Raw genomic sequence first — 25,117 nt, forward strand, 5'->3', positions numbered from 1 at the left:
CCCCGGGGGCCGGACAGGGACCACCGGAGTGACCCACGAGGGCCCGTGCCGCGCAACCGCGCGACACGGGCCCTCGCCCCGTTCCCGACCGGCCGGGACGCAGCCGTCCGGGCGCATCATGCTCTACTGCCGGCATTCGCCGACCGCCGGCGAACCGGTGGCCGGCTCGCAGCATCCCCGCCGGCTGCCGCAAGCGCCCCGCTCGGGGCGCCGGGATGCCATGACATCAAAACGTAACGCTTCCGTGAAAAGTCGTCAGGCGTAAAGCCTTCCCCAACTCCTGTTCAATCTGGCATGTTTCCTTCAAATCCCGCGCGATCCCCCTCACGCACGGGTCGAATCGGAGGACACGTGTCACCCCTGATATCCCGGCGGCTCGGCCGCCCGGCCGCGGCCCTCGCCGTACTCTCGGCCATGGCGCTCGCCACCCCCACCGCGTTCGCGACCGCCGCCACCGCGACCACCACCCCCACCGTCCCCGGCGCGGTCTCCGCACCCGGCGCCCAAGCGTCCGGAGCCCAAGCGTCCGGCGCCCAGGCCCCCGGCGCCCAGACCCCCGCCGTCGCGGGCACCGCGGCCGGTTGGGCCGTCGGCACCCGCGCCTACCTGGTGATCAGCGCCCCGGCCGACGTCGCCGCCGCCAAGGCCGCCGTCGCGGCCAAGGGCGGTACCGTCTTCGCGAGTTACGACCAGATCGGCGTCATCGTCGCCCACTCCACCAGCACCGGCTTCGCCGCCGCGCTGCGGACGGTCACCGGCATCCAGCAGGTCGGCGCGACCCGCACCTCCGACGTGCCGGCCGATGCCTACAGCCCGGCCCTGCCCGCCAACCCCGCCCAGGCGGTCACCACGCTCACCGAGTCCAACCGCTGGGACATGACCCAGATCAAGGCCGACCAGGCCTGGAACGTCACCACCGGCTCGCCGTCCGTCAAGGTCGGCGTGCTCGACACCGGCGTGGACGACCAGCACCAGGACCTCGCGCCGAACTTCGACGCCGCCGACTCGGTCTCCTGCGCCTACGGCAAGCCCGACACCCGCAGCGGCGCCTGGCGCGACGTGGACACCCACGGCACCCACGTCGCCGGCACCATCGCGGCCGCGAAGAACGGCAAGGGCGTCATCGGCGTCGCGCCGGGCGTGAAGATCGCCTCGGTCCGGATCGCCGAGCCGACCAGCACCCTCTTCTTCGCCGAGAACACCGTCTGCGGCTTCGTCTGGGCAGGTGACCACGGCTTCAAGGTCACCAACAACAGCTACTACACCGACCCGTGGCAGTTCAACTGCCCGAACGACCTCGACCAGGCGGCCCTCATCGAGGGCGTCAAGCGCGCCCAGGAGTACGCCGAGGGCAAGGGCTCGCTGCAGGTCGCGGCGGCCGGCAACTCCAACTACGACCTGGCCAACAAGACCACCGACACCGCGAGCCCGAACGACTCCACCCCGACCACCCGGACCATCAGCAACGCCTGCCTCGACATCCCCACCGAACTCCCCGGCGTGGTGACCGTCGCTGCCACGGGCAGCGGCAGCGGCAAGGCCTCCTACTCCAACTTCGGCCGGGGCGTCATCGACGTCGCTGCGCCCGGCGGCGACGGCGCCACCGGCGTCTACTCGACCCTGCCCGGCGGCAAGTACGGCACCAAGAGCGGCACTTCGATGGCCTCCCCGCACGTCACCGGCGTCGCCGCGCTGATCGCCAGCGCCGACCCGACGCTCACCCCGGCCGACATCCGTGCCCGCCTCGCGAGCCAGGCCAACGACCTGGCCTGCCCCGCCTCCGACAGCCGCTGCACCGGCACCACCGCCAACAACGGCTTCTTCGGCGAGGGCCAGGTCGACGCGCTGAAGGCCGTCGGCGGCGCCACCCCGCCCACCGGCACGTACTTCGAGAACACCGCCGACGTGGCGATCCCCGACAACACCACGGTGGAGAGCCCGATCACCGTCACCGGCGTCACCGGCAACGCGCCCGCGACGCTCAAGGTCGGCGTGGACATCAAGCACACCTATCGAGGTGACCTCGTCCTCTCCCTCGTCGCCCCGAACGGCACGGTCTACCTCCTGGAGGACTTCGTCGACAGCGACAGCACCGACAACGTCGCCAAGGCCTACACCGTCAACGCCGCCGCGAGCGCGGCGAACGGCACCTGGAAGCTCCGGGTGAAGGACGGCGCCGCCGGCGACACCGGCACGATCGACGCCTGGAACCTCACCTTCTGAACCGCCTGAACCGTCTGAACCTTCTGAACCATGCGAACCGTCCCGGCCGCCCGACGCCCCACGGCGTCGGGCGGCCGGTGCCGCGAGCGGGACGCCGACGGCCACCTGGGTGGCGTACCCGGCGACGCCGCGTCGAGTCAGCGCGTTTCAGCGCGTTTCAGCGGGTCCCCACGTCCAGCGTCCAGTAGTGCTGGAACTCGGTGCTGCCCGTCGGCCGGGCCTGGTGGTAGTAGCCCACGCCGGCTTCCAGGGCCGCGCAGTTGAGGATGAGGTTGCGGTGCGCCCAGTGCCATGTCGAGTCCCGCTGCATCCAGTACTCCACGGCCTGGGCGGGACTGGGGGCGGGCTCGGGCTGCCCCTGCTGGAAGTAGACGTTCTCCCCGCGGTAGGTGTGGTAGCCCGCGAGGTCCATGGGTTCGCCGTCGTCCCACACCAGTTTCCCGTCGGGCCCCCGATGCATGTTCGTGTCCAGCTGGACCTGGGCGCTGGGAACGGTGGACAGGTAACTGCTGTGGTCGTACGCGGTGTTCCTGAGCTGCTGGGAGAACTGGAAGGGGCTGGGGCAGGCGCTCGTCTTCGCCTCTCCCTGCGGGTCCGGTTCGAGAAGGGGGTACAACTCCGGGTGGGTCCGTGCCCGGTTGACGAGGTCGAAGAGCTCCTGCTCCAGCGGATCCGGCGCGGGAGCGGCGCCCGAGGTGATCTGTCCGATCATGCCGCTGAAGTACTCGGCGAACCACAGGTTCCCGTCCGGTCCGGACGCGATGGCGTACGGGTGGCCGTCCGCGGTGGGCAGCGGGTACTCGGTGACGGATCCCGTCGAGGTGATGCGCCCGATCCGGTTGCCCGTGGACTCGGTGAACCACATGTTCCCGTCGGAGCCGAACGCGATGGCGTACGGGGAACTGCCCGGGTTGGGCAGTGGGTGTTCGGTGACGGATCCCTTCGATGTGATCCGCCCGATCCGGTCGGCCCTGGACTCGGTGAACCACAGGCTTCCGTCCGGGGCGGCCGCGATGCCGGTCGGCCCGCTGTCGGGGGTCGGCAGGGAGAATTCGGTGACGGATCCCGTCGGGGTGATCTGCCCGATCGTGCCACTCCAGTAGTCGGTGAACCAGAGGTTTCCGCCCGGTCCCGCCACGATCCCCAGCGGGCGACCGCCCTCGGTGGGCAGGGTGAATTCGGCGATGTCCCCGGCCGGGGTGATGCGCCCGATCGTGCCGTCCCAGTACTCGGTGAACCAGAGATTGCCGTCGGGCCCGGCCGTGATGCCGAACGGGAAGGCATCCGAATGGGGCACGCGGAATTCGGCGATGTCCCCGGCCGGGGTGATCCGCCCGACCGCACCGCCGAAGTACTCGGTGAACCACAGGTTGCCGTCGAGCCCGGCCGTGATGCCGAACGGGAGGCTGACCGGGGTGGGCAGCGGGTACTCGGTGACGGATCCCGTCGGGGTGATCCGTCCGATGCGGCTGCCGGTGGACTCGGTGAACCACAGGTTGCCGTCCGGCCCGGCCGCGATCCCGAGCGGATGGCTGTTCTGTACGGGCAAGGGGTATTCGGTGATGGACCCGCCCGGGGTGATCTGCCCGATCACACCGTTGTCGTATTCGCTGAACCACAGGTTGCCGTCCGGCCCCACGACGATCCCGGTCGGCCCGCTGTCCGCGGGGGGCAGATGGAATTCGGTGACGGACCCGTCCGGGGTGATCTGCCCGATCTTGCCGCTGAGGTACTCGGTGAACCACAGGTTCCCGTCCGGTCCCGCCACGATCCCCGAGGGCTGGCCGCCCGCGGTGAGCACGGGGTGCTCGGCGATGTCCCCGCCCAGGGTGATCCGTCCGATCTGGTTCCCGGCGCCCTCGACGAACCACAGGTTGCCGTCCGGCCCTGCCGTGATGTCCCACGGGGAGCTGTCCGAGGTGGGGACGGGGTGTTCCGTGATGTTCCCGCCGGTGGTGATCCGTCCGATCCGGTTGCCGGTGGACTCGACGAACCACAGGCTCCCGTCCGGCCCGGCCGTGATCCCCGTCGGGCCGCTGCCCGCGTCGGTCAGCGGGTGTTCGGTGATGGACCCGTCCGGGGTGATCTGCCCGATCACACCGTTGTTGTACTCGGTGAACCACACGTTGCCGTCCGGCCCGGCCGTGATGCCCCACGGGAAGCTGTTCGGGCCGGGGACGCGGTACTCGGTGACGGCACCGGCCGGGGTGATCCGTCCGATCATGCCGCCGTCGTACTCGGTGAACCACAGGTTCCCGTCCGGGCCGGCCGTGATCCCGGTCGGCCCGCCGTCCGGAGTGGGCAGGGGGTACTCGGTGACGGCCCCACCCGGGGTGATCCGCCCGACCAACCCCCGGTCGTACTCGGTGAACCACAGATTGCCGTCCGGCCCGACCGCCAGGTCCCAGGGGTAGGAGGAGCTGCCCGGGGTGGACAGGGCGTACTCCGTGACGACCCCGGGGAGCGCCGCGGCCGGCGCGCCCGCCCGGAAGGAGTGCGGCAGACGACCTCGACGAAGGCCGCGCAGGGTGAAGGGTGTGGGTGTGGGCATGGGAAAACCTCATCCGCGTCCAATGCGGCACCGGCCCCGGTACGGGGACGTCGGCGCGGCGCAAGTGGCCGAGTGGCCGAGTGGCCGGGTAACCGAGTGGCCGAGTGGTCGAGCAACCGGGTAACCGAGTGGCCGAGCCGGGCTCGGTGCCGAACGGCGGGGCCGATCCGGGACGAGCCGTTCGTGGTCGCATCCCCGGCCCGCCCCGCGTGCCCCCTGCCCGCACCGTGTGCGGCGAGCACGGCGGGGATCGACACCCGTCCTGCTTCCGCTTTCAGCCTGTTACCCCGTGTGGGTGATCGCAACTTGCGCGTTCCCGGGGCCGCTGAACGGAGCCCCGAGCGCACTCGATGAGGAAGCCGAAGTGCCGCGGCGAGCAGGTCCGGTCGCCACCGGCGCGTCGTGCGGCGTCCGCCGGCCCGGATGGTGAACGTGATCTGTCGAGGCCGACGTGGAGGTGGCGATGAGAGTTGTGTTCGTGCACGGGGCGTGCGTTCGGGACGGGTCGTGGTGGTGGCACCGCACCGCCGGGCTGCTGCGGGAACGGGGAGTGCCCAGCGCGGCCCCGGCGCTGCCCAGCTGCGGTGAGACGGGCGTGCCCGGCGGCCTCGGCGGGCCGGGTCTCCCGGAGGACGTCGCCGCGGTGCGGGAGATGCTGAGGGCGAGCGACGAGCCGACCGTCGTGGTCGCCCACAGCTACGGCGGTATCGTCACCGCCGAAGCCGCCGCAGGAGTCGGGTCGGTGCGCCACCTGCTGCTGGTCTCCAGCTACCTGCCCGAGGTCGGGCAGAGCCTGTCGCAGTTCGGCGACGGCCACCCCGCCCCCTACCTCGACGTCGACCCCGACAGCGGCACGTTCGGGGTCCGCCCGGAGTCGCTCGCGGGCACCTTCCTGCAGGACTGCGACCCGGAGGTCCAGGAGCAGGCGGCCGACCACCTCGCCCGGCAGAGTCTCCAGGCGACCGGGCAGCCGGTCGGCGCGGCCGCATGGCGGCAACTGCCCTCCACCTACCTCGTCTGCGCTCAGGACCGGGGCACCCCGCCGCGGCTGCAACGCGAGTTCGCCCGCCGCGCCGGCCGCGTCGTCGAGCTCGATGCCGGCCACCACCCGTTCCTGTCCCAGCCCGCGGCGGTCCGGGACCTGCTGCTGAGCCTGTGACGACAGCCGTGGGGGAGAACCGGGCCGGCGATCGGAGGAAGAAACCGGAGGAGGCCAGTCTCGGCGGCCGTTGGGTCGGTTGCGGGACCCTGCGTGCCCGAGGGCACGCCGGTGCTCCGGCCGGTCCGCGGTGGCTTGCCAAGCTCGGGGCGGTGTCTCGGCGGACGTGGTGAGCGAGGTTGTGAGCGAGGTGGCGAGCGTGGTCGAGGTCTGGGTCGGGGAGTCGTCGGGGCTCCGCGAGCACGCGACCGGGGCCGTCAAGGCGTTCGTCAGGCAGTATGGGCGATGTCCCCCGAAGCCGTTGCGAGAACACCCACGACGAGGACGAGTTGCTGACGTTCCATGACTTCCCGGCCGAGTGCCGGGCCCACCCGCGCTCGACCCGTCCGATCGGGTCGACGTTCGCCGGTGCGGGCCGCCCGGCCGTGGCGGCCCCGGCGGTGGCGGCATGAACAGGCCGACCAACGGGGCACTGCACCACGTCGAGATCTGGGTGCCGGACCTGGAGCGGGCCGTCGTCTCCTTCGGCTGGCTGTTGGAGGCCCTGGGCTACACGCTCTTCCAGAGCTGGAGCAACGGCCGCAGTTGGAAGCTCGGAGCGACGTACCTGGTCTTCGAGCAGTCTCCCGCCCTCACCGCCGGCCGGCACGACCGGTGCCGGCCCGGGCTGAACCATCTGGCGTTCCACGTCGAAGACCACCACACCGTGGAGGCACTGGCCGCCGAGGCGCCGCGGCACGGCTGGAACCTGATGTTCCCCGACCGCCACCCGCACGCCGGCGGCGAACAGAGCTACGCCGCCTACCTGGAGAACACCGACGGCTTCGAGGTCGAACTCGTCGCCGTCAACCCGCACGAACCGGACTGACGACGATCACCCCAGCCACAGGTCCGGACGACAGGCCCCGCCTCCCCGGGCCGGCTCTCCTGCCCGGTCCCCGTCCGGGGGCTTGCACGCGCGGCCGGAGGCGGCGCCTGGTACCCGGTGTCGAAGGACGGAACCACGGTGCAGTTGTGGGAGCTTGCGACACCGGGACGAGCCACGACACCGGCTCCGCACGCCCGGCAGCGGTCGTCCACGGCTCGCGGCCGTTCTTGACGAAGCCGCACGCGTGGCGGGTCTGCTCCCCTATCGTCGGGTGGCATGGGGAGCTTGGGGGACGGCGGGTTCGGCGGTGCGGTGCCCTACTCGGGCGTGCCGCCGGTGTTCGAGGACCGGACGCCGGACGCGTGCGTCGTGGTGCCGGGCATCATGGGCAGCGTCCTGGAGGACGCCGCGACGGGCCGCCCGCTGTGGGGTGTGGACCTCGGGATGCTGACGGGTGCGTCGGCCGGTGAGGGGCTGTTCGGTGCGCTGCGGGCGGACGAGTCGGAGCGGGCCGCCGACGCGGACACCTTCCGGCGGGCGCCGCTGACCCGCGTTCGGGCGACCGGGCTGCTGGCGAAGCCGTGGTGGCTGCCCGTCCTGGAGGGCCTGGACCCCTACGGCGAGGCCGTCAAGAGCCTGCGGCAGGTCACGCTGGCGCCGGAGGCGGTGGCGCCGTTCCCGTACGACTGGCGCCTCACCGTCGCCTACAACGGGGCGGTGCTCGCCCGCGCGGCCCGCGCGCACCTGACCGGTTGGCGGGAGCGGGTCGCCGCCCGGCCCGAGTGGCGGGCCGCCGGTGGGCGGCAGCCGCGGCTGCTGTTCGCCGCGCACTCGATGGGCGGGCTGGTGGTGCGGGCCGCGATGGAGCAGGACCCCGAACTCGCGGCCGACACCCGGGCGGTGGTCACCGTCGGGACCCCGTTCCTCGGATCCGTGAAGTCCGTCCTCACCCTCAACCTCCTGCACGCCGGGGCGAAACCGGCCAGGCTGCTGCGACAGGTGCAGGCGATGGCGGCGACCCTGCCGGGCGTCCATGACCTGCTGCCCGGCTACCGCTGCCTGGACCGCGGACTGGACGTCGACCGCCTCACCCCCTCCGATGTCGCCCGGCTCGGCGGCGACGAACACCTGGCCGCCCGCTCGCTCGACGAGCACACCCGCCGCTGGGAGCACCCGTTCGCGATGCCCGGGCACCGCGCGATCGTCGGCGAGGCGCAGGCCACCGTGCAGACCCTCGACGAACAGCAGCGCGCCGGGCAGGCGGTCGCCGTCGGACGGCACCACTCCTTCGACGCCGGCGAGGACGGCGAACTCGTCCGCGACCCGGCCACCGGCATCCCCGCCCGCCGAGACTCCCGCGGCGACGGCACCGTCCACACGCCGTCCGCCCAGGCCGGCGGCACCGAGGCTCGCACCTACGTCTTCGGCCAGCACGGCACCCTGATGCGCCACGACGACGTCCTGCGCCAGCTCCGCAACATCGCGCTGGAACGCCCCCAGGGGCCTCGCCTCTCCGGCACCAGCGCCGGGCCGGGCCTGGAGACCCCGCAGCTCGGCGGGACGTTCGGGCAGCCGCTCACCCTCCACGCGACCGGCCTCGACACCCCGGCCAGGGGGAGCCTCACCGTCCGCAGCGCCACCACCGGCCGCATGGGCCACCCCCTCACCCTCCGCCGCGACCCCGACCGCACGGACGGCGCCCTCGCCGCCCGCTTCACCGCCGACGCGCCCGACCTGTACCGCGTGACCCTGGACGTCGAGGACCACGTACCGATCACCCAGCTCGTCCTCGTCAGCCCACCCGACGCCTGAGCCGCAAACCCCGCCCGACGCCCGACCCCGCCCGACGCCTGAATCGGAAACCCCGCCTTGGCCACACCCGTCGGCACCGACCGGAACCCGACCGAACCGCCCCCCGAGGGCGGCGGGATCGAGCTGTTCCCGGTGAACTTCACCGCCTACCGGCAGCACCCCGCCCTGGACACCGAGGCCCACGTCCGGGCGATCGCCGACCTGCTCGCCCCCTATGGTCCGCGCGTCAACAGCTGGACCACCCCCGAGGACGAACGGGACCGGCAGGCCGTCGAGGACCGGCTCGGCGAGTGGAAGCGGCCCGCCGCCTCCCGCGGCGGCAACACGGTGCTCTACTGGGTCGGCCACGGCAGCGCCGAACACCTCGCCCATCACCGCACCCCGGCCCCCATCGACGACGGGATCTCCCCGGAGGAGGTCGCCCGCGCCATCGGCAGCCGCCAGATCCACCCCGAGAACGAGGACAGTTGGGCGATCGTCGTCATCGACGCCTGCTTCTCCCGGGACTTCGCCCAGGAGGTGCACCGGATCCTCCTCGACAGGAAGTACCGCGACGCCGGCCGCTACCTGCTGCTGTCCACCGCGGCCGAGGGCTACACCGAACTCGGCGCCTTCACCGGCGCCCTCCGCCGCGTCCTGACCGTCACCTTCCGCGGGAAGCCCGACATCGGCCTCGCCGAACTGGGTGTCGAACTCAACCGCGAACTCCGCGGCGGCTACCGCGGCGACCGGGCCGTGCCCGGCGACCGGCTGGTGCGGCTCACCCCCGATGCCGCCACCTCCGTGTCCGCGCCGCTGGACCAGCTCGCCGAACTCCAGGCCGTCATCGACCGGTTGCCCACCGACGAGCAACGCCACTTCCTCCCCAAGGCGTCCGGCGCCGAACTCGGCGAACTCGCCTGGTACTTCCACGGACGCACCGAGGAACGCGACCACATCCTGCGCTGGTTGGCCACCGCCACCCGTGGCGCCCTCGTCGTCACCGGTCCCGCCGGCTCCGGCAAGTCGGCCCTCCTCGGCCACGTCCTGCTGCACACCCGTGCCCGGCTGCGCGACGTCCTCGTCCGCCACGGCCACCTGACCGCGCTGCCCGCCGAAGTGCCGTGCCCGGACGACCCGTTCGACCTCGTCGCCCACCTCTCCGGCCTCAGCCTCGCCCGCACCGTCCGGCTCCTCGCCGAAGCCGCCGGCCTGCCCGACCTCGCCCGGCAGGCCGACGACGGCCAGCCACCCGCCGTCCTCGCCGCCCGACTCGTCGCCCGGCTGCGCGCCCGGCCGACCCGGCTGACGCTGCTGTTCGACGCCCTCGACGAAGCCGAGCAGCCGCTGCTCATCGCCGACCTCCTCCTGCGCCCCCTCGCCGCCCTGCCCGCCGTCCGGGTCGTCATCGGCACCCGCCGCTCCACCCACGAAGGCCCCGACCAGCCCGCCCCCACCGACACCGACATCCTCGACGCGCTCCGCCCCCGGCCGACCCGTCGCGAGGCCGGACCGTGGGCTGACGTCGAACCGTGGGCCGACGTCGAACGCGTCGAGGTGAAGCAGGACCCGAAGGCCCTCGCCGGATACCTGCGCGCCAAGCTCGCCGCCGCCAGACAGCGCGGCGCCCTCGACGCCGACGACACGACCATCGAGGACGTCGTCCACCGGCTCGTCACCGACCACCGGCAACACGGCGCCGAACCACAGCAGTTCCTCTACGTCCGCCTTGCCGCCCACGAACTCCTCAACGACCCGGGCCTGCTCGCCGACCCCACCCCCCTGATCGGCCGCACCCACCGCCACCTGTTCACCCGCGCCCTCCAGCGACTCCACCGCACCAACCCGGACTACGCCCCGCTCCTGCGCGCCCTCGGCCTCGCCCAGGGCCGCGGCCTGCCCGCCCAGGACGGCATCTGGGCCCTCGCCGCCGACGCCCTTGCCGCAGAAGCCCTCGCCGCCGCCGCCCTTGCCGCAGAAGCCCTCGCCGCCGACGCCCTCGACGGCCGCACCGACACCGGCGCCGGCATCCCCGAACTGCTACGGGACGCCGCTCCCTACCTCACCGTCGACCACGAACACGAGCAGAGCGTCTACCGCCTCGCCCACCGCACCTTCACCGAACACTTCACCGCCGCCCCGGACACGGCTCGTGGCCACGCCCTCCTCACCGCCGCCCTCGCCCGGCACGGCCGGCAGAGCCTGGGCGCACAGGAGGACGCCACCGCCCCGCCGGCCGCGGTCGTCAGCCCTTACATCCACCACCACCTCGCCGCCCACGCCCGCCTGGGCCACGCCGCCGGGGCCCTCCACGCCCTCGCCGACCACACCGAGGTCCTGGACGCCCTCGACCTCACGAGCATCACCGCCGCGGCCTTCGACCACGGCCTGCCCTCCCACGAACTGCCCCCGGCCATCGCCGGAACCGTCCTGCTCCAGCACCGCGCCCGCGACACCGCCGCCACCGAGCAGTCGGCGGGCAGTACGGCCGGCTGGCGGCGTTGGTGGCGCCGGCTCGGCACCAGCTACATCCAAGGCGCCCCGCCCCCGCCCGAAGCACCTCTCCGCAACCCGCGCGGATGGCCTCCGGAACTGACCGTCGGCGAAGTCCGGCAACGTCAACTCCACCTGCAACTCACCGGCCACACCGACAAGGTGACCGCGGTGGCGGTGTTCACCGCGCCCGACGGCACTCCGCGGCTGGCCTCGGCCGGCGCGGACCGGACGGTGCGGATCTGGGACCCGGCGACCCGCGCCCAGGACGGCCCCTCCCTCACCGGCCACACCGACAAGGTGCGTGCGGTGGCCGCGTTCACCGCGCCTGACGGCACCGTGCGGCTGGCCACGGGCGGCGACGACGGGGCGGTGCGGATCTGGGACCCGACCATCGGAACCCAGGACGGAGTACCCCTCACCGGCCATGGCAGCGCAGTCGCCGCGGTGGCGGTGTTCACCGCGCCCGACGGCACTCCGCGGCTGGCCTCGGGCGGCGCGGACCGGACGGTGCGGATCTGGGACCCGGCCACCCGCGCCCAGGAGGGCCGGACCCTCACCGGCCACACCGACGAGGTGAACGCGGTGGCGGTGTTCACCGCGCCCGACGGCACCGCGCGCGTGGCCACGGGCAGCGACGACAAGACGGTGCGGATCTGGAACCCGGCCACCGGCGCCCAGGAGGGCCGGACCCTCACCGGCCACAGCGGCGTCGTGCTCGCCGTGGTGGCGTTCACCGCGCCCGACGGCACCGCGCGCGTGGCCACGAGCGGCGGCGACGGGACGGTGCGGATCTGGAACCCGGCCACCGGAGCCCAGGAGGGCGACACCATCACCGGCCACAGCTTCGGAGTGGCGGCGATGATGGTGCTCACCGCGGCCGACGGCACGCCGCGCGTGGCCACCGGCAGCTACGACGGGGCGGTGCGGGTCTGGAACCCGGCCACCGGCACCCTGGAAGCCGTACCCGCCACCAGCGACGACCACTGGGTGAGCGCGGTGGTCCAGTTCACCGCGGCCGACGGCACTCCGCGCCTGGCCACCGGCGGCGAGGACCACTCGGTGCGGATCTGGGACCCGGCCGTCCGCCCCCAGAACGGCGAACCCGTCGACGACGGCATCTACGGAGTGATGGCGGTGGCGGTGTTCACCGCGCCCGACGGCACCCCGCGCCTGGCCACCGGCAGCCACGACAAGGCGGTGCGGATCTGGAACCTGACGACCGGCAGGCAGGAAGGCGCGCCCCTCACCGGCCACACCAGCTGGCTGCGTGCGGTGGCGGTGTTCACCGCCCCCGACGGCACCCCGCGCCTGGCCGCCGGCGACGGCGACGGGACGGTGCGGATCTGGAACCCCGCCACCCGCGCCCAGGAAGGCGTGCCCCTCACCGGGAACGGCAGGGGGGTGGATTCGCTGATGGTGGTCACCCCGGCCGACGGCACGCCGCGCCTGGCCGTCGGTGACGGCGACGGGAACGTGCGGGTCTGGAACCCGGTCACCTGCACCCAGGAGGGCGGCCCCCTCACCGGGAGCACCAGCGGGGCGCGGAAAGCGGCGGTGTTCGCCGCGGCCGACGGCACTGCGCGCCTGGCCGTCGGCGGCGGTGACGGGACGGTGCGGGTCTGGAACCCGGCCACCGGCGCCCTGGAAGGCGCACCCCTCACCTGCCACGACCACTGGGTGAGCGCGGTGGTGGCGTTCGACGCGCCAGACGGCACGGCGCGGGTGGCCAGCTGCAGCATCGACAAGACGGTGCGGATCTGGGACCCGAACACCCGGACCGGGCAGACGCTGTCCCTGGCGGACGGAGTCGAGGCACTGGCGGTGGGCCACGGGCTGCTCATCGCGGGCACCCGGTCGGGCTACTTCGCGATCGACATCTCGTCCCTGCCCACCGACCCCGCCGGCACCGGCACCCCGGACGCCCCGCTGTGACCACCCCGACATCCCGCACCGCGGCACCGGCGGCGGGGATCCGAGCGGTCGGTCCTCGGCCCGGGCGCATGCGCAGAGCCTCCTGACCCGCAGGACGCCGGGTCGGGAGGCTCCGTGCTTCGGGGAGTGCCGGGCGGGCTCAGCTGTCGTGCCGGAGCGAATCGCCGGTCGGCGCCGGTCATCCACCACGGGTTGGGCGGGTCAGCGTCCGCGGACGTTGACGACCGGCATTTGGGCCCGGTGAGCGGCTTCGATGCCTTCGGCGCTGTAGTCGAAGACGAGGCATTCGGTTGCGGGTACGGCGAGCCGCCGGGCAGCGGTCAGGAACAGCTCGGGGGAGGGCTTTCCGCGCGACACGTCCTCGCGGGTGATGACCGCGGAGAAGATCCCGTCGAGGCCGGTCGCCTTCATCGTGGGCAGGACGGTGTCCGCGGACGCCCCGGAGGCCAGGGCGAGGGGCAGGTGCCCGCTGAAGGACTCGACGAGCTGCTTGACCCAGTGGATCGGCTTCACCCGGTCGAGGTGTTCGAGGTAGGCCGCGCTGCAGCGGTTGTCGATCTCCTGGAACGGGGTGGTCACGACGACCTGCTGTTCGGCGGCGAGCATGGCGACGGCCTCGTCGAACGAGGCGCCGGCGTGGGCGTCGTACCACGCCTGGTCCAGGGTCAGGCCGAGCTCGCCGAGGGTCTGGCGGCGGGCGAGGAAGTGCGCCTCGTGGGAGTCGACCAGAGTGCCGTCGAAGCCGAAGATGGCGGCGGACACAGTCATGACGATGAGTTCCGTTCCTGGTGGGCGGTGGTGGCGGACTCCCGGGAACGTCCCCGGAGAGCGATGTGGTCGGGGACGGCCCTCGGCGGCTGCATCCGGGGGTCGGGCCCGGGGGCTCCCCAGACCACGGACAGGGGCTGAACGCCGGCCCAGACGGGAAGGGCGTAGTCCTCCTCGTCGTCCCCGGGCGGCCCGGTGCGGATCTTCACGGAGGCTTCCGCGAGCGGCAGGGCGAGCACGGTGGTGGCCGCGAGTTCCTTGGCGGTGGGGAGCCGGGCGGAGTCCCACTGGCCGGGGGCCAGCTGCTCGGTGATGGCCCGCAGGCCGGCCAGGCGCTCCTGCGGGTCGGTGACCGGGGGGGTGCCGTAGACCATGGCGCACCGGTAGTTGACCGAGTGGTGGAACACGGAGCGGGCCAGCACGATCCCGTCCAGGTGCGTGACCGTCCCGCAGACCTCGCCGCCGGTGTGCAACGACCGTGAGCCGGTGGAGCCGTGCAGGTAGAGCGTGTTCGGCTTCCAGACAGCTGATGACGGGACCGAGTGTGCGGCCCGAGAGCACGGAACATGCTCTCCAGCCGGCGGTCTTCGCCGGTCGGGACGCCCGGGAGGTCGACCTGCCGACCTACCCGTTCCAGCGCCGGCGGTACTGGCTGGAGACGGCCGAGCGGCCCGCCGGGCCGGTGGCGGCTTCGGAAGTGGACGCCGAGTTCCGGGCGGCCGTCGAACGCGAGGACCTGACGGCGCTGACCGGGGACCTGTGCCTGGCGCAGGACGCCACGCTGCGCTCGGCCCTGCCCGCGCTCTCCTCCTGGCACCGGCGCCGCCGTGAGGAGTCCGTGGCGGACGGCTGGCGCTACCGGATCACCTGGCAGTCCGTCCCGGACCCCGCGGCGCCCGTCCTGGCCGGCACCTGGCTGGTGGTCCTGCCGCAGGAGCCGTCCGCCGACCCCGCCGTCGAACTGGCGCTGGACGCCCTGGCGACGCACGGAGCCGACGTCGTCCGGCTGACCGTGTCCGACGGCGAGGACCGGCAGGCGCTGGCCGGGCGGCTGGCCGAGGCCCTCGCCGGCCTCGGCGAGGTCGGCCCCGGCGGCGTGCTGTCGCTGCTCGCGCTCGACGAGCGGCCCCACCCCGAGCACCCGGGCCTGCCGCTGGGCCTCGGCCGGACCCTGACCCTGGTGCAGGCGCTCGGCGACGCCGGAATCGCCGCCCCGCTGTGGTGCGCCACCCGGGCGGCGGTCTCCACCGGCGCCCAGGACCCGCTGCGCGGCACCGCGCAGGCGCAGGTCTGGGCCCTGGGGCGGGTCGCCGCCCTGGAACTGCCCGCCCGCTGGAGCGGCCTGGTCGACCTGCCCGACGGCGTGTCGGCCGCGGACGGCCGGATCGCCCGCCGCCTGGCCGCGGTGCTCTGCGGCGCCACGGCCGAGGACCAGGTCGCGGTGCGGGCCGGGGGCACCTACGCCCGGCGGATGGTGCGGGCCCCGCGCCCGGCCGGCGCCGCGCCGCGGCCCTGGCAGGTGCGCGGCACCGTGCTGGTCACCGGCGGCACCGGCTTCATCGGCGGCCGGGTGGCCCGCGCGCTCGCGGCCGACGGTGCCGAACACCTGGTGCTGGCCAGTCGCGCCGGCGCCGCCGCCGAGGGCGCCGAGCAGCTGCGCGGCGAACTGGAGGCGCTGGGCGCCAAGGTGACGATCACCGCGTGCGACCTGGCCGACCGGGCGGCGGTCGCCGAACTGGTGGCCACGCTGGACGACCTGGCGCCGCTGAGCGCCGTGGTGCACGCCGCCGGAGTGGGCGGCGCGCCCGCGATGCTCGCGGACACCACCGAGACGGACGTCGCCGCCCTGCTGGGCGCGAAGGCACTGGGCGCCGCGCACCTGGACGAATTGCTGGGCGAACGCCCGCTGGACGCCTTCGTGCTCTTCTCCTCTTCGACCACCGCACCCCGGTCGCGGACGTGGTGACCGGACACCGCGTCGGCCGACCACAGCGACCGGGGACCTTCGGCCTGGAAGACAGGTACCTCCCGGCCCCAGCGGACACCGGGCCGAGACGCTGGGATGAAGGCAGCGCGGTACCGGTGGACATCGGAACCGCGTTCGCCACCGTCCGAGGGAGCAGCGCATGAAGGCCGCCGTCGTCCGTGATTTCACCGCACCGTTGGTCGTCGAGGAGCGTCCGGTGCCGGAGCCGGCCGCGCACCAGGTCCGGGTGCGGATCGAGGCCTCGGGCCTGTGCCACACCGACATCCACGCCGCCCACGGCGACTGGCCGGTGAAGCCCGGCCCGCCGTTCGTTCCCGGGCACGAGGGCGTCGGCATCGTCGAGGCCGTCGGCGCGCAGGTCCGCCATGTCCGGGTGGGCGAGCGGGTCGCCATCCCCTGGCTCGCCGACGCCTGCGGGCGCTGCGACCAGTGCGTCTCCGGCTGGGAGACCCTCTGCCTCCAACAGCACAACAGCGGCTACTCCGTCGACGGCGCCTACGCCGAGTACGCGCTCGCCCACGGCGACTACGTCGTCCCCGTGCCCGACGGCATCGACCCGCTGGACGCCGCCCCGCTCTCCTGCGCCGGCGTCACCACCTACAAGGCCCTCAAGGTCTCCGGCGCCCGCCCCGGCACCCGCGTCCTGGTCTCCGGCATCGGCGGCCTCGGCCACCTCGCCCTCCAGTACGCCCGACTCTGCGGCGCCGAGACCATCGCCGTCGACGTCACCGACGACAAGCTCGCCCTGGCCCGCGAGCTCGGCGCCGACCACGTCCTGGACGCCCGCACCCAGGACGTCGCCGCCGAGGTCCAGGCCCTCGGCGGCGCCCACGCCGCGATCGCCCTCGCCGTCAGCAACGCCTCCTTCCAGGCCGCCTACGGCGCCCTGCGCCGCGGCGGCACCCTCGTCCTGGTCGCCCTCCCGGCCGGCGGCAAGCTCGAACTCCCCGTCTTCGAGACCGTGCTGAACGGCACCAGGGTGATCGGCTCGATCGTCGGCACCCGCGAGGACCTCGCCGAGGTCTTCCGCCTGCACGCCCTCGGCCGCACCCGGGTCATCCGCGAAACCCGCCGGCTGGAGGACGTCAACACCTGCTTCGACGAGGTCCTCAGCGGCAGGGTCTCCGCCCGCCTGGTCTTCGACCTGCGCTGACCGAGGCCCGGTCCGCGATCCACAACCCGGGGGAACAGGAAGGGAACGACATGAACGAGACGGTGGAACAGCGGCGGATCGTGGTGGGCGTCGACGGATCGGCTTCCTCCCGCGCCGCCCTGCGGTGGGCGGCACGTCAGGCCGCCCTGGTCGGAGCCGCGGTCGAGGCGGTGATCACCTGGGAGTACCCGGCCGTCTACCACTGGGGCGTGCCCGTGGCCGACGTGGACGACGGCGTCGTCGCGGGGTACGCCGGAAAGACGCTCGCCGAGGCCGTCGCGGAGGAGACGGGCCCGCAGTACCCGGTCGAGGTGCGCGAACGGGTGGAGTACGGCAACCCCGCCCAGGTCCTCCTGGAGGTCGCCGAGGGCGCCGAACTCCTGGTCCTCGGCAACCGCGGCCACGGGGGCTTCGTCGGGGCGCTGCTCGGCTCGGTCAGTCAGCACTGCGTCCAGCACGCCTCCTGCCCGGTCGTCGTCGTCCGGGACACCGAGCAGACCGAGCAGGCCGGGCGTGACGAGCAAGCTGACGGGCCGACCGCCGGCCGGTGACCCGTACCCGCGGCCGACGGGATCTCGGGCGGCCGGGCCGGCGGGGGTACCGCCGGCCCGGCCGCGTCAGGGGATCAGCGCTGTTGCCGTGAGCCTTGGACCGTCACCCGCCGGGCGCTGCGGCTTCGAGTTCCTCGATGGTGCCGGACATGACGGTGCGCAGGTGCTGTGTGAGGTGCTCGGTCGGCCAGTCCCACCAGGCCAGCGCGAGCAGGCGGGTGACGTCGGGCGCGCTGTAGCGGGTGCGGATGAGCCTGGCGGGGTTGCCGCCGACGATGCCGTAGTCGGGGACGTCGTCGACGACGACAGCGGCGGACGCGACGATGGCGCCGTGGCCGATGCGGACTCCGGGCATCACCACGGCGCCATGGCCGACCCAGACGTCGTTGCCGACCACCGTGTCTCCGCGGCCGGGCAAGCCGGTGATGAGGTCGAAGTGTTCGGCCCAGCCGCCGCCCATGATGGGGAACGGGAAGGTCGACGGGCCGTCCATGCGGTGGTTGGCCCCGTTCATGATGAACCGCACCCCGGTCCCCAGCGCGCAGAACTTCCCGATGATCAGTTTCTCCGGACCGTAGTGGTAGAGCACGTTACGCGTCTCGAACTCGGTCGCCCCGTCCGGGTCGTCGTAGTAGGAGTACTCACCGACCTCGATCAGAGGCGATGTCACCAACGGCTTCAGGAGGACCACGCGCGGCTGCTCCGGCATCGGATGAAGAGTCGAAGGGTCCGGCGGGACGGAACTCACGGCAGCACCACTCCGGATCACGTGCGAAGACATGGACGACGCATCCATGATCGCAGCCTGCACGGTCGCCCACGGCTTTTCGGCGAATGTCCGCTGCGCCGAACCCGCCCCCGGGGGTCATCGCTTCGCCGAGGATCGGCTCGACACGAAGGTACTGCTCGATCACGTCGGCATCGGGTGTGGCTCCGCGGCTTTGCCGGTGACTCAGCAAGCCCCGAGCACCGAGCCAGTGGCTCAGTGCTCCCTCAGTACCGAGGCCAGCAGCCCCGGGAAGCTGGCATCCAGTTCCGGGCGGCGCAGCGCCATGATGCGGTTCTTGCCCTCCTGGCGAGTGGTGGTGACGCCGGCCTCGCGGAGGATGCGCCAGTGGTTGGAGAGGGTGGACCGCGGCACCGTGAGCCAGTCGGGGCTGCAGGCGCTCTCGCCCTGGGCCGCCATCCAGCGGACCAGCGCGAGGCGCACCGGGTCACCGAGCGCGTGCAGCACGGCGGCCAGTTCCAGATCGTCTGTCATGGCAGTAGTATGCCGATCGTTTCGATATTTCGGGAAAGTCGAAACGATCTTCAGTGGCCCATCACGTCTGCCCTCCGGAGCGTTCGTCATGCCTGCACTCGACACCCTCGCCCGCGTCTACGTGGACGACCTGGACACCGCCCTGCCCACCTTCGTCGCCCTCGCCGGCGAGCCGCCCCGGTTGCGGTTCGAGTACCGCGACCTGGAACTGGCCAGCGTCGGCGGCTTCCTGCTGATCGCCGGCACACCCGAGGCGCTCGCGCCGTACCGGGACACCCACGCCACCGTGCTGGTCGACTCGCTCGACGAGGTCCTCGGCAGCGGCACCCTGCTCGACGGCCCCAACGCCGTACCCACCGGCCGCAACGCGACCCTCCGGCACCCGGGCGGCGCGATCATCGAGTACGTGGAGTTCGCTTCCGCCTGACCGACCCGCGCGCGCACCCGGGCCACCCGTCCGGTTGGCCCGTCTGAACGCCGAGATCGACTCCTCGGCCGTGCACGGCCTCCAGCTCGCCGAGTCGCTCCAGCGAGGGGCCCACTGGCAGGCCGGCTCGATCAAGTGCTGCCTCCGACTCCCCGCCGACCGTGCCGGGCGCCGGGAGGTTCTCCGGCGGATCCGGGCCGGGCCGAACTCGTACGCGCGGTGACGGCCCTGACGAGTCCGCGGTCCCGGCTTCGCACAGGCGGCGTCTCCGTGGCTGGTCAGGCCCTGGTGGCGGAGGTGTGGAAGTAGTGGCCCTTGTCGAGGGGGCGGCCGCCGGGTAGGGATTCCTGACAGCCGGGCCGAAGCCAAGGAGGACTCGCATGTTCACCACCCGTCCGACCCTGCAGGGCACCTTCGGCATGGCGGCCTCGTCCCACTGGCTGGCCACCGCGGCGGCGACGGCGGTGCTGGAGGACGGCGGGAACGCCTTCGACGCCGCCGTGGCCGCGGGGTTCACGCTCCAGGTCGTCGAACCGCACATGAACGGCCCGGCCGGCGAGGTGCCGATCATCCTCGCGCCGGCCGGGGGACGTCCGCAGGTGCTCTGCGGCCAGGGCGGAGCGCCCGCCGCGGCCACCATCGGGCACTACACCGCGCTCGGCCTGGACGAGGTGCCCGGTACCGGGCCGCTGGCCGCCACCGTCCCCGGCGCCTTCGACGCCTGGCTGCTGCTGCTCCGCGACCACGGCACCAAGCGGCTGTCCGAGGTGCTCCGGTACGCCATCGGCCATGCGGAACACGGCTACCCGGCGCTGCCGGCCATCGGGGCGGCGGTCACGGCGGTCTGCGGGCAGTTCGAGCAGCACTGGCCGAGCTCGGCCGCGCTCTACCTGCCGGACGGCCGTCCGCCGGCCGCGGGCACGCTGCTGCGCAACGTCCGTCTCGCCGATACCTGGAGGCGGCTGCTGGCGGAGGCGGAGGCCGCCGGGGCGGGGCGGGAGCAGCAGATCGACGCGGCGCGGCGGGTCTGGCGAGAGGGGTTCATCGCGGCCGCGCTGGCCGAGTTCGCCGCGCGCCCGGCGATGGACACCTCCGGCGTGCCGCACGCAGGGGTGCTCACGGGCGACGATCTCGCGGCCTTCGAGGCGACGTACGAGGAGCCGGTCAGCCACGAGTGGGGCGGCTGGACGGTCTGCAAGCCCGGGCTGTGGAGCCAGGGGCCGGTCTTCCTCCAGCAACTCGCCCTGCTGCCGGACGACTTCGGGTCGAAAGGACCGCAGTACGGCGGGGCGGAGTACCTCCACACGCTGATCGAGGGCGGCAAGCTGGCCATGGCCGACCGGGAGGCCTGGTACGGCGACAACCCCGAACGCGCCGGCGTCACCGTGGCCGACCTGCTCGATCCCGTCTACAACGCCGAACGCCGCTCGCTGATCGGCGAGTTCGCCTCCGCCGAGCTTCGCCCCGGCCGGCCCGGCGGTCGGCCGCCACGAATCGGCCGACGCGCCGTCTCCGCCCCGGGGGCCGGTGACTGGGCGATGGCGCTCGGCGGCGGCGAGCCGACCGTCTCCGGCCCCGGCGGTCCCGGCGAGCCGACCGTCTCCGGCCCCGGCGGCCCTGGCGGCCCCGGCGATCTGCGGGGCCAGGGTGGTTTGACCACCGCAGCCGACGGGGCCACCAACGGCGACACCTGCCACGTCGACGTGGTCGACCGCTGGGGCAACATGGTCTCCGCCACACCCAGCGGCGGCTGGCTGCAGTCCAGCCCCGTCGTCCCGGACCTGGGTTTCCCGCTCGGGACGCGACTCCAGATGGCGCGGCTCGAACCGGGACTGCCCAACTCCCTCACCCCGGGCCGCCGTCCGCGCACGACGCTGTCCCCCTCGCTGGCACTGAGGGACGGCGAGCCGGTGCTGGCCTTCGGCACACCGGGCGGCGACGCCCAGGACCAGTGGACCCTGCACTTCTTCCTGGCCGTCGCCCTCCGCCCGGCCGTGCGCGGCGGCCTCGACCTCCAGGGCGCCGTCGACGCCCCGAACTGGCACCAGGAGAGCTTCCCGTCCTCCTTCCACCCCCACGCCATGGACCCGGCCCGGGTCGTCGTCGAGGCGCGGATCGGCGACGCCGCCATCGCCGAGCTGCGCCGACGCCGGCACCGGGTGCGGGTCGCCGGGCCGTGGAGCGAGGGCCGCGTCTGCGCGGTGGCCCGCGATCCGCGCACCGGGCTCCTGTCGGCCGCCGCGGACCCGAGGGGCATGCAGGCCTACGCGGCCGGACGGTGACAGGCGCCGCCGGAATGCGCGGCGGCCCGAGGACGTACCCGTCGCCGTGGCGACACTTGCGGGCGGTGCGGGACGGGTAGGGATCCTCAGGGGTACGGCCCGAATTCCGGTGCGGGGTACGGGCCGAGGTGATGTGTCCGACCCGATGTGAGCCCAGGAGCAGGAGTATGGCGTTCTCGCGAGGAGATGTCGCCGTCGTCACCGGCGCTGCCGGCGGTATCGGCCGGGCGGCGGCCCTGCGGCTGGCCCGGGCGGGCTGGGTGGTCGCGGCGGTCGACGTGGACGAGGCGGGTCTCGACCGCCTGGCCGCGGCGGCGTCGGGGGTGCGCCCGTTCGTCTGCGACGTCACCGACGGGGCTGCCGTCGCCGCTGTGGTCCTCGACGTGGGGCGGGAGTTGGGCCCGCCGCGTCGGCTGGTGCACTGCGCGGGTGTCGCCGTGATGGGGCGGTTGCTCGACCGGGATCCGGCGGACACCCTCCGTGTGATGGATGTCGTGTACGGCGGCACACTGCGTGTGGTGCGCGCGGTGGTGCCGTCGATGGTGGCCCGGGGTGGCGGTGAGGTGGTGCTGTTCGGGTCGATCGGTGGCTGGGTGCCGGTACCGCTGGGCGGCGGGTACGGCGCGGCGAAGGCGGCGGTGCACTTCCTCGCCGAGATCGTCGCGGCGGAACACCGTGCGGACGGCATCCGGGTCCTGTGCGTCTGCCCGCCGGCCGTGGAGACTCCGATGCTGGACCGGATCCGCGTCGAGACCCCGCAACTCCTCGGCCCACGCCGGGGATTGAGTGCCGAGGCGGTGCTGGACTCGATGGACCGGGCGCTGGCGCGTGGCCGGTCGTGGGCGTTCCCGGGGCGTGGGACCCGGGCCCTGTGGACGGCCCGTCGCCTGGCGCCCGGGGCGCTCAGCGGGATCGTCGCCCGGGTGCTGGTCGGCAAGTAGGGCGCCGGCCGCGGCTACCGGTACCTCCCCGAGGCCGCGCAGACTTACGGGCTGCTCGCGATCGGCGTGGTGATCTCGGCCCCTCCGTCGGGGCCTTTGTCGCACTCACCCCCTCTGGTGGGCCATCCTTGTGCACCGGGCCTGCTTTCGGCAGGGCAGTCATCCTTCTGCGCGGCGAGGTGTCCCATCAGTAAGAAGAACGGATCGACGCTGGCCGTATGGCTTCGCGGTCTCGATGCGGCCGAGTTGGAGCGGGTCCTGGCGGCGCGTCCGGACGCCGTGTCGCGTCCGGAACCGCGGTCGGTAGGGGAACTGGCGGACCGGCTCCAGCGCCCGGCGTCCGTGGCGCTGGTCCTGCCCCGGCTCGCGCTGCCGTGCCTCCAGGTCGCGGAGGCCGTCGCCGCACTGACGGCCGTGAAACGGGACGATCTGGCGGTCCTCCTGGACGCCACGCACGGTGACCGCGCCCACGCCTTGGACGCCGTCCTGGAGGCGCTGGCGGATCGCGCTCTGGTGTGGCCGGCCGGCAACGGGCTGCTGCACATGGCCGCGCCGCTGCGGAACGCGTGGGGCGCGCCGCTGGGACTCGACGCACCGCTCGTACAACTGCTCGCGGGCTCGAACTCCGACGAGCTGGGCCGCATGTTGGCGAAGCTGGGCATCAAACCCGCCGCCAACAGGAAGGAGATGCGCCTGGCGGCGCTGATCGACCATCACAGCGATCCGGCCCGGGTCGCCGCGCTGGTGGCCGAGGCGCCCGCGGCCGTCCGAAAGCTCCTGGAGCGGTGGGCACATGAGGCACCGGAGCGACCCGGATTCATCGTGTTCGGGGCTCCGCGGGCCGGCTCCGAGCCCGGCGAACAGTGGGCGGTGGAGCGGGGGCTGCTGATCCGGGACCGGCACCGGTACGGGCCGGCCCGCATGCCCGCGGAGGTGGCACTCGCACTGCGCGGCTCCGACTGGCACGCCCCGTTCACACCCGCCCCGCCCAGCGTGCGGTCGGTGCCCGCCACCGTCTCGGACATCGACCGGGAAACCGCAGCCGCCTCGATGGCGTTCGCCGCCCACGCCGTGTCCGTCCTCGGGGTGTGCGCCGCCGCTCCGCCGGCCCGGCTCAAGGCCGGCGGGATCGGCGCCCGCGAGCTGTCCCGGATCGGCAGAGCGGCGAAGTGCGACGAGATCCTGGTACGCGTCGTGCTGGAGGCGGCGAGCGCGGCCGGACTACTGGCCCGGGACGGCGACCGGGTCGCGGCGACCGCGTCCTACGACAACTGGGCCGAGCAGGAACCGGCCGACCAACTCGCCGTGCTGCTCCAGGCGTGGTGGGCGCTCCCGCTGACCCCCGGCGGGAGCCGCGACGAGGACGGGAAGGCTCTACCGGCGCTCGCCGCGGCTCCGCCCTGCGGAGGCTGCGTGCAGGCCCGGCACGGGCTGCTCACGGCCGCGTCGCAGCTCCCGGTCGGTGAAGGCGCGGCGGACTCGGCGGACCTGGGAGTGCTCCTCGGGTGGCTCCGCCCGCTCGTCGACGAACTCCCCCAGGACACCACGCCGTTCGCCACCCTGATCCGGGAGGCGGAACTGCTCGGCGCACTCGCCCTCGGGGCCGTGTCCCCGATCGGGGCCGCCCTGCTCGCCGACGACACCCAGGCCCTGACCGACGCCTGCCGGCGACTGTTGCCCGCCGCCAGCGGGACCGCCCGCTTCGGCAGCGATCTCACGGCAGTGGTCGCCGGCACGCCGTCGGCGTCCCTCCTCGCGCTGCTGGACTCCGTCGCGGACCGGGAGACCGCCGGTGCGGCGTCCGTATGGCGGTTCAGTCCGGGAAGCGTCCGCCGCGCCCTCGACGCCGGCCTCACCCCCGACTCCCTCACAGCCGACCTGGCCGCCATCGCCGTCGACTCGCTTCCCCAGCCGCTCTCGTACCTGATCCACGACACCGCGCGCAGCCACGGTCGAGTGCGCATCGTCTCCGCGGCCTGTGTGATCCACGGTGAGGAGCCCGCTCTCCTGGCCGAACTGGCAGCGCACCGCAAGCTCACCCAGCTGGGCCTGCGGCTGTTGGCGCCGACGGTGCTGATCAGCCGGACCCCGCTCGACAAGACGCTCGCGGCACTACGGTCCGCGGGCTACGCCCCCGTCGCCGAGAAGCCCGACGGGTCCGTCCGCATCGAGCGGGCCCAACGCCCCCGCGCGGCGGGCACCCTCCCAACCCCGCGCCCGTCCGGTGGCGGGTCCCGCACCCAGCGGGCGGACGCCCGCACCACGGACGCCCGGACGGCCGTCGACCTGCCCTCCCTCGCCGTCCGGCTTCGGGGCGCCCCGCAGGACATCCCGGAGCCGGACCCGTGGGACGACCGCCCCTACGACAGCGACACCGAGGAGATCATCGCGGGGCACGCGCGCAATCTGTCCTTCACCGACGTCCGCCAGTTGGCCCATGCCGTCAACGACGGCCAGGCCGTCACGATCGAGTACGTCGCGACCTCGGGCAGCGCGACGGTCCGCACCCTCAGCCGACTCGAACTGGACGCCCCCTACCTGCACGCCTGGTGCCACCTGCGGAACGACGAGCGGATGTTCACCATCTCCCGCATCCACGGGGTGATGCCCGCGTAGCCCCGGGCGGGATCGACACCATCCCGAAGAAGCGCCCGGGTGCGGTTCCGGTGTGCGCTCAGCGTGGTCCGCCGCGAGAGCGCCCGGCTCTTCGGCGATGCCCGGCGACGG

18 protein-coding genes are annotated in these 25,117 nt (G+C 73.6%); 13 read left to right on the forward strand and 5 right to left on the reverse strand.

The genetic code is table 11. The features are described 5' to 3' along the window. Positions 1-414 precede the first annotated feature (414 nt). Positions 415-2,223: a S8 family peptidase gene (locus ACWDBE_RS00005; protein ID WP_449806976.1), complete on the forward strand. Its 1,809-nt coding sequence runs from the start codon at positions 415-417 to the stop codon at positions 2,221-2,223. A gap of 157 nt (positions 2,224-2,380) precedes the next feature. On the opposite strand, the gene ACWDBE_RS00010 is transcribed toward ACWDBE_RS00005, so the two are convergent. Next, complete coding sequence (locus ACWDBE_RS00010) at positions 2,381-4,774, reverse strand: virginiamycin B lyase family protein (protein WP_449806602.1); 2,394 nt, start codon at positions 4,772-4,774, stop codon at positions 2,381-2,383. Positions 4,775-5,237: 463 nt separating this feature from the next. Between ACWDBE_RS00010 and ACWDBE_RS00015 the strand changes: the two genes are divergently transcribed. The 4 genes from ACWDBE_RS00015 to ACWDBE_RS00030 all read left to right on the forward strand — a co-directional run bounded on the left by ACWDBE_RS00015 (position 5,238) and on the right by ACWDBE_RS00030 (position 13,020). Next, positions 5,238-5,933 (forward strand): alpha/beta hydrolase, encoded by a 696-nt coding sequence (locus ACWDBE_RS00015; protein WP_449791348.1) that lies wholly within the window; start codon positions 5,238-5,240, stop codon positions 5,931-5,933. A gap of 448 nt (positions 5,934-6,381) precedes the next feature. Then, complete coding sequence (locus ACWDBE_RS00020; RefSeq protein ID WP_449791349.1) at positions 6,382-6,801, forward strand: VOC family protein; 420 nt, start codon at positions 6,382-6,384, stop codon at positions 6,799-6,801. A gap of 276 nt (positions 6,802-7,077) precedes the next feature. Further along, entirely contained in the window at positions 7,078-8,613 is a 1,536-nt protein-coding gene (locus tag ACWDBE_RS00025; protein WP_449806603.1) for a lipase/acyltransferase domain-containing protein, read from the forward strand. A gap of 57 nt (positions 8,614-8,670) precedes the next feature. Next, on the forward strand, positions 8,671-13,020 hold the full coding sequence (locus tag ACWDBE_RS00030) for a hypothetical protein (RefSeq protein ID WP_449806604.1): 4,350 nt from the start codon (positions 8,671-8,673) through the stop codon (positions 13,018-13,020). Between the two features lie 201 nt (positions 13,021-13,221). On the opposite strand, the gene ACWDBE_RS00035 is transcribed toward ACWDBE_RS00030, so the two are convergent. Together ACWDBE_RS00035 and ACWDBE_RS00040 are read right to left on the reverse strand one after the other, a co-directional pair. Next, entirely contained in the window at positions 13,222-13,788 is a 567-nt protein-coding gene (locus ACWDBE_RS00035; RefSeq protein WP_449791352.1) for an HAD family hydrolase, read from the reverse strand. Further along, entirely contained in the window at positions 13,785-14,288 is a 504-nt protein-coding gene (locus tag ACWDBE_RS00040; RefSeq protein WP_449806977.1) for a pyridoxamine 5'-phosphate oxidase family protein, read from the reverse strand. The genes ACWDBE_RS00035 and ACWDBE_RS00040 overlap by 4 nt, the downstream gene beginning before the upstream one ends. 29 nt (positions 14,289-14,317) lie before the next feature. Here ACWDBE_RS00040 and ACWDBE_RS00045 point away from each other — a divergent pair, with 29 nt between their 5' ends. The 3 genes from ACWDBE_RS00045 (at position 14,318) to ACWDBE_RS00055 (ending at position 17,479) form a co-directional block, all read left to right on the forward strand. Continuing rightward, entirely contained in the window at positions 14,318-15,754 is a 1,437-nt protein-coding gene (locus ACWDBE_RS00045; RefSeq protein WP_449806605.1) for an SDR family NAD(P)-dependent oxidoreductase, read from the forward strand. Between the two features lie 160 nt (positions 15,755-15,914). Further along, a complete protein-coding gene (adhP, locus tag ACWDBE_RS00050) occupies positions 15,915-16,928 on the forward strand; it encodes an alcohol dehydrogenase AdhP (RefSeq protein WP_449791355.1) in 1,014 nt (337 codons plus the stop codon). A 50-nt stretch (positions 16,929-16,978) separates the two neighbouring features. Then, entirely contained in the window at positions 16,979-17,479 is a 501-nt protein-coding gene (locus ACWDBE_RS00055) for a universal stress protein (RefSeq protein WP_449791356.1), read from the forward strand. 103 nt (positions 17,480-17,582) lie between these two features. On the opposite strand, the gene ACWDBE_RS00060 is transcribed toward ACWDBE_RS00055, so the two are convergent. Together ACWDBE_RS00060 and ACWDBE_RS00065 are read right to left on the reverse strand one after the other, a co-directional pair. Continuing rightward, positions 17,583-18,260, reverse strand: coding sequence for a CatB-related O-acetyltransferase (locus ACWDBE_RS00060; protein ID WP_449791419.1), 678 nt, complete (start codon positions 18,258-18,260; stop codon positions 17,583-17,585). Between the two features lie 201 nt (positions 18,261-18,461). After that, entirely contained in the window at positions 18,462-18,740 is a 279-nt protein-coding gene (locus tag ACWDBE_RS00065) for an ArsR/SmtB family transcription factor (RefSeq protein ID WP_449791357.1), read from the reverse strand. 88 nt (positions 18,741-18,828) lie between these two features. Between ACWDBE_RS00065 and ACWDBE_RS00070 the strand changes: the two genes are divergently transcribed. From ACWDBE_RS00070 to ACWDBE_RS00090, 5 genes are all read left to right on the forward strand, one after another. Further along, complete coding sequence (locus ACWDBE_RS00070; protein ID WP_449791358.1) at positions 18,829-19,167, forward strand: VOC family protein; 339 nt, start codon at positions 18,829-18,831, stop codon at positions 19,165-19,167. A gap of 34 nt (positions 19,168-19,201) precedes the next feature. Further along, positions 19,202-19,390, forward strand: a complete 189-nt coding sequence (locus tag ACWDBE_RS00075) for a hypothetical protein (RefSeq protein ID WP_449791359.1) — start codon at positions 19,202-19,204, stop codon at positions 19,388-19,390. A gap of 157 nt (positions 19,391-19,547) precedes the next feature. Next, positions 19,548-21,449 carry a gamma-glutamyltransferase family protein gene (locus tag ACWDBE_RS00080; protein WP_449806606.1) on the forward strand — a complete coding sequence of 634 codons (1,902 nt, stop codon included), beginning with the start codon at positions 19,548-19,550 and terminating at the stop codon, positions 21,447-21,449. Between the two features lie 167 nt (positions 21,450-21,616). Then, on the forward strand, positions 21,617-22,390 hold the full coding sequence (locus ACWDBE_RS00085) for an SDR family NAD(P)-dependent oxidoreductase (protein WP_449806607.1): 774 nt from the start codon (positions 21,617-21,619) through the stop codon (positions 22,388-22,390). A 342-nt stretch (positions 22,391-22,732) separates the two neighbouring features. Continuing rightward, positions 22,733-25,006 carry a helicase C-terminal domain-containing protein gene (locus tag ACWDBE_RS00090; protein WP_449806608.1) on the forward strand — a complete coding sequence of 758 codons (2,274 nt, stop codon included), beginning with the start codon at positions 22,733-22,735 and terminating at the stop codon, positions 25,004-25,006. The last annotated feature ends 111 nt before the right edge of the window (positions 25,007-25,117 follow it).

It is taken from the genome of Kitasatospora sp. NPDC001132, assembly GCF_053598415.1.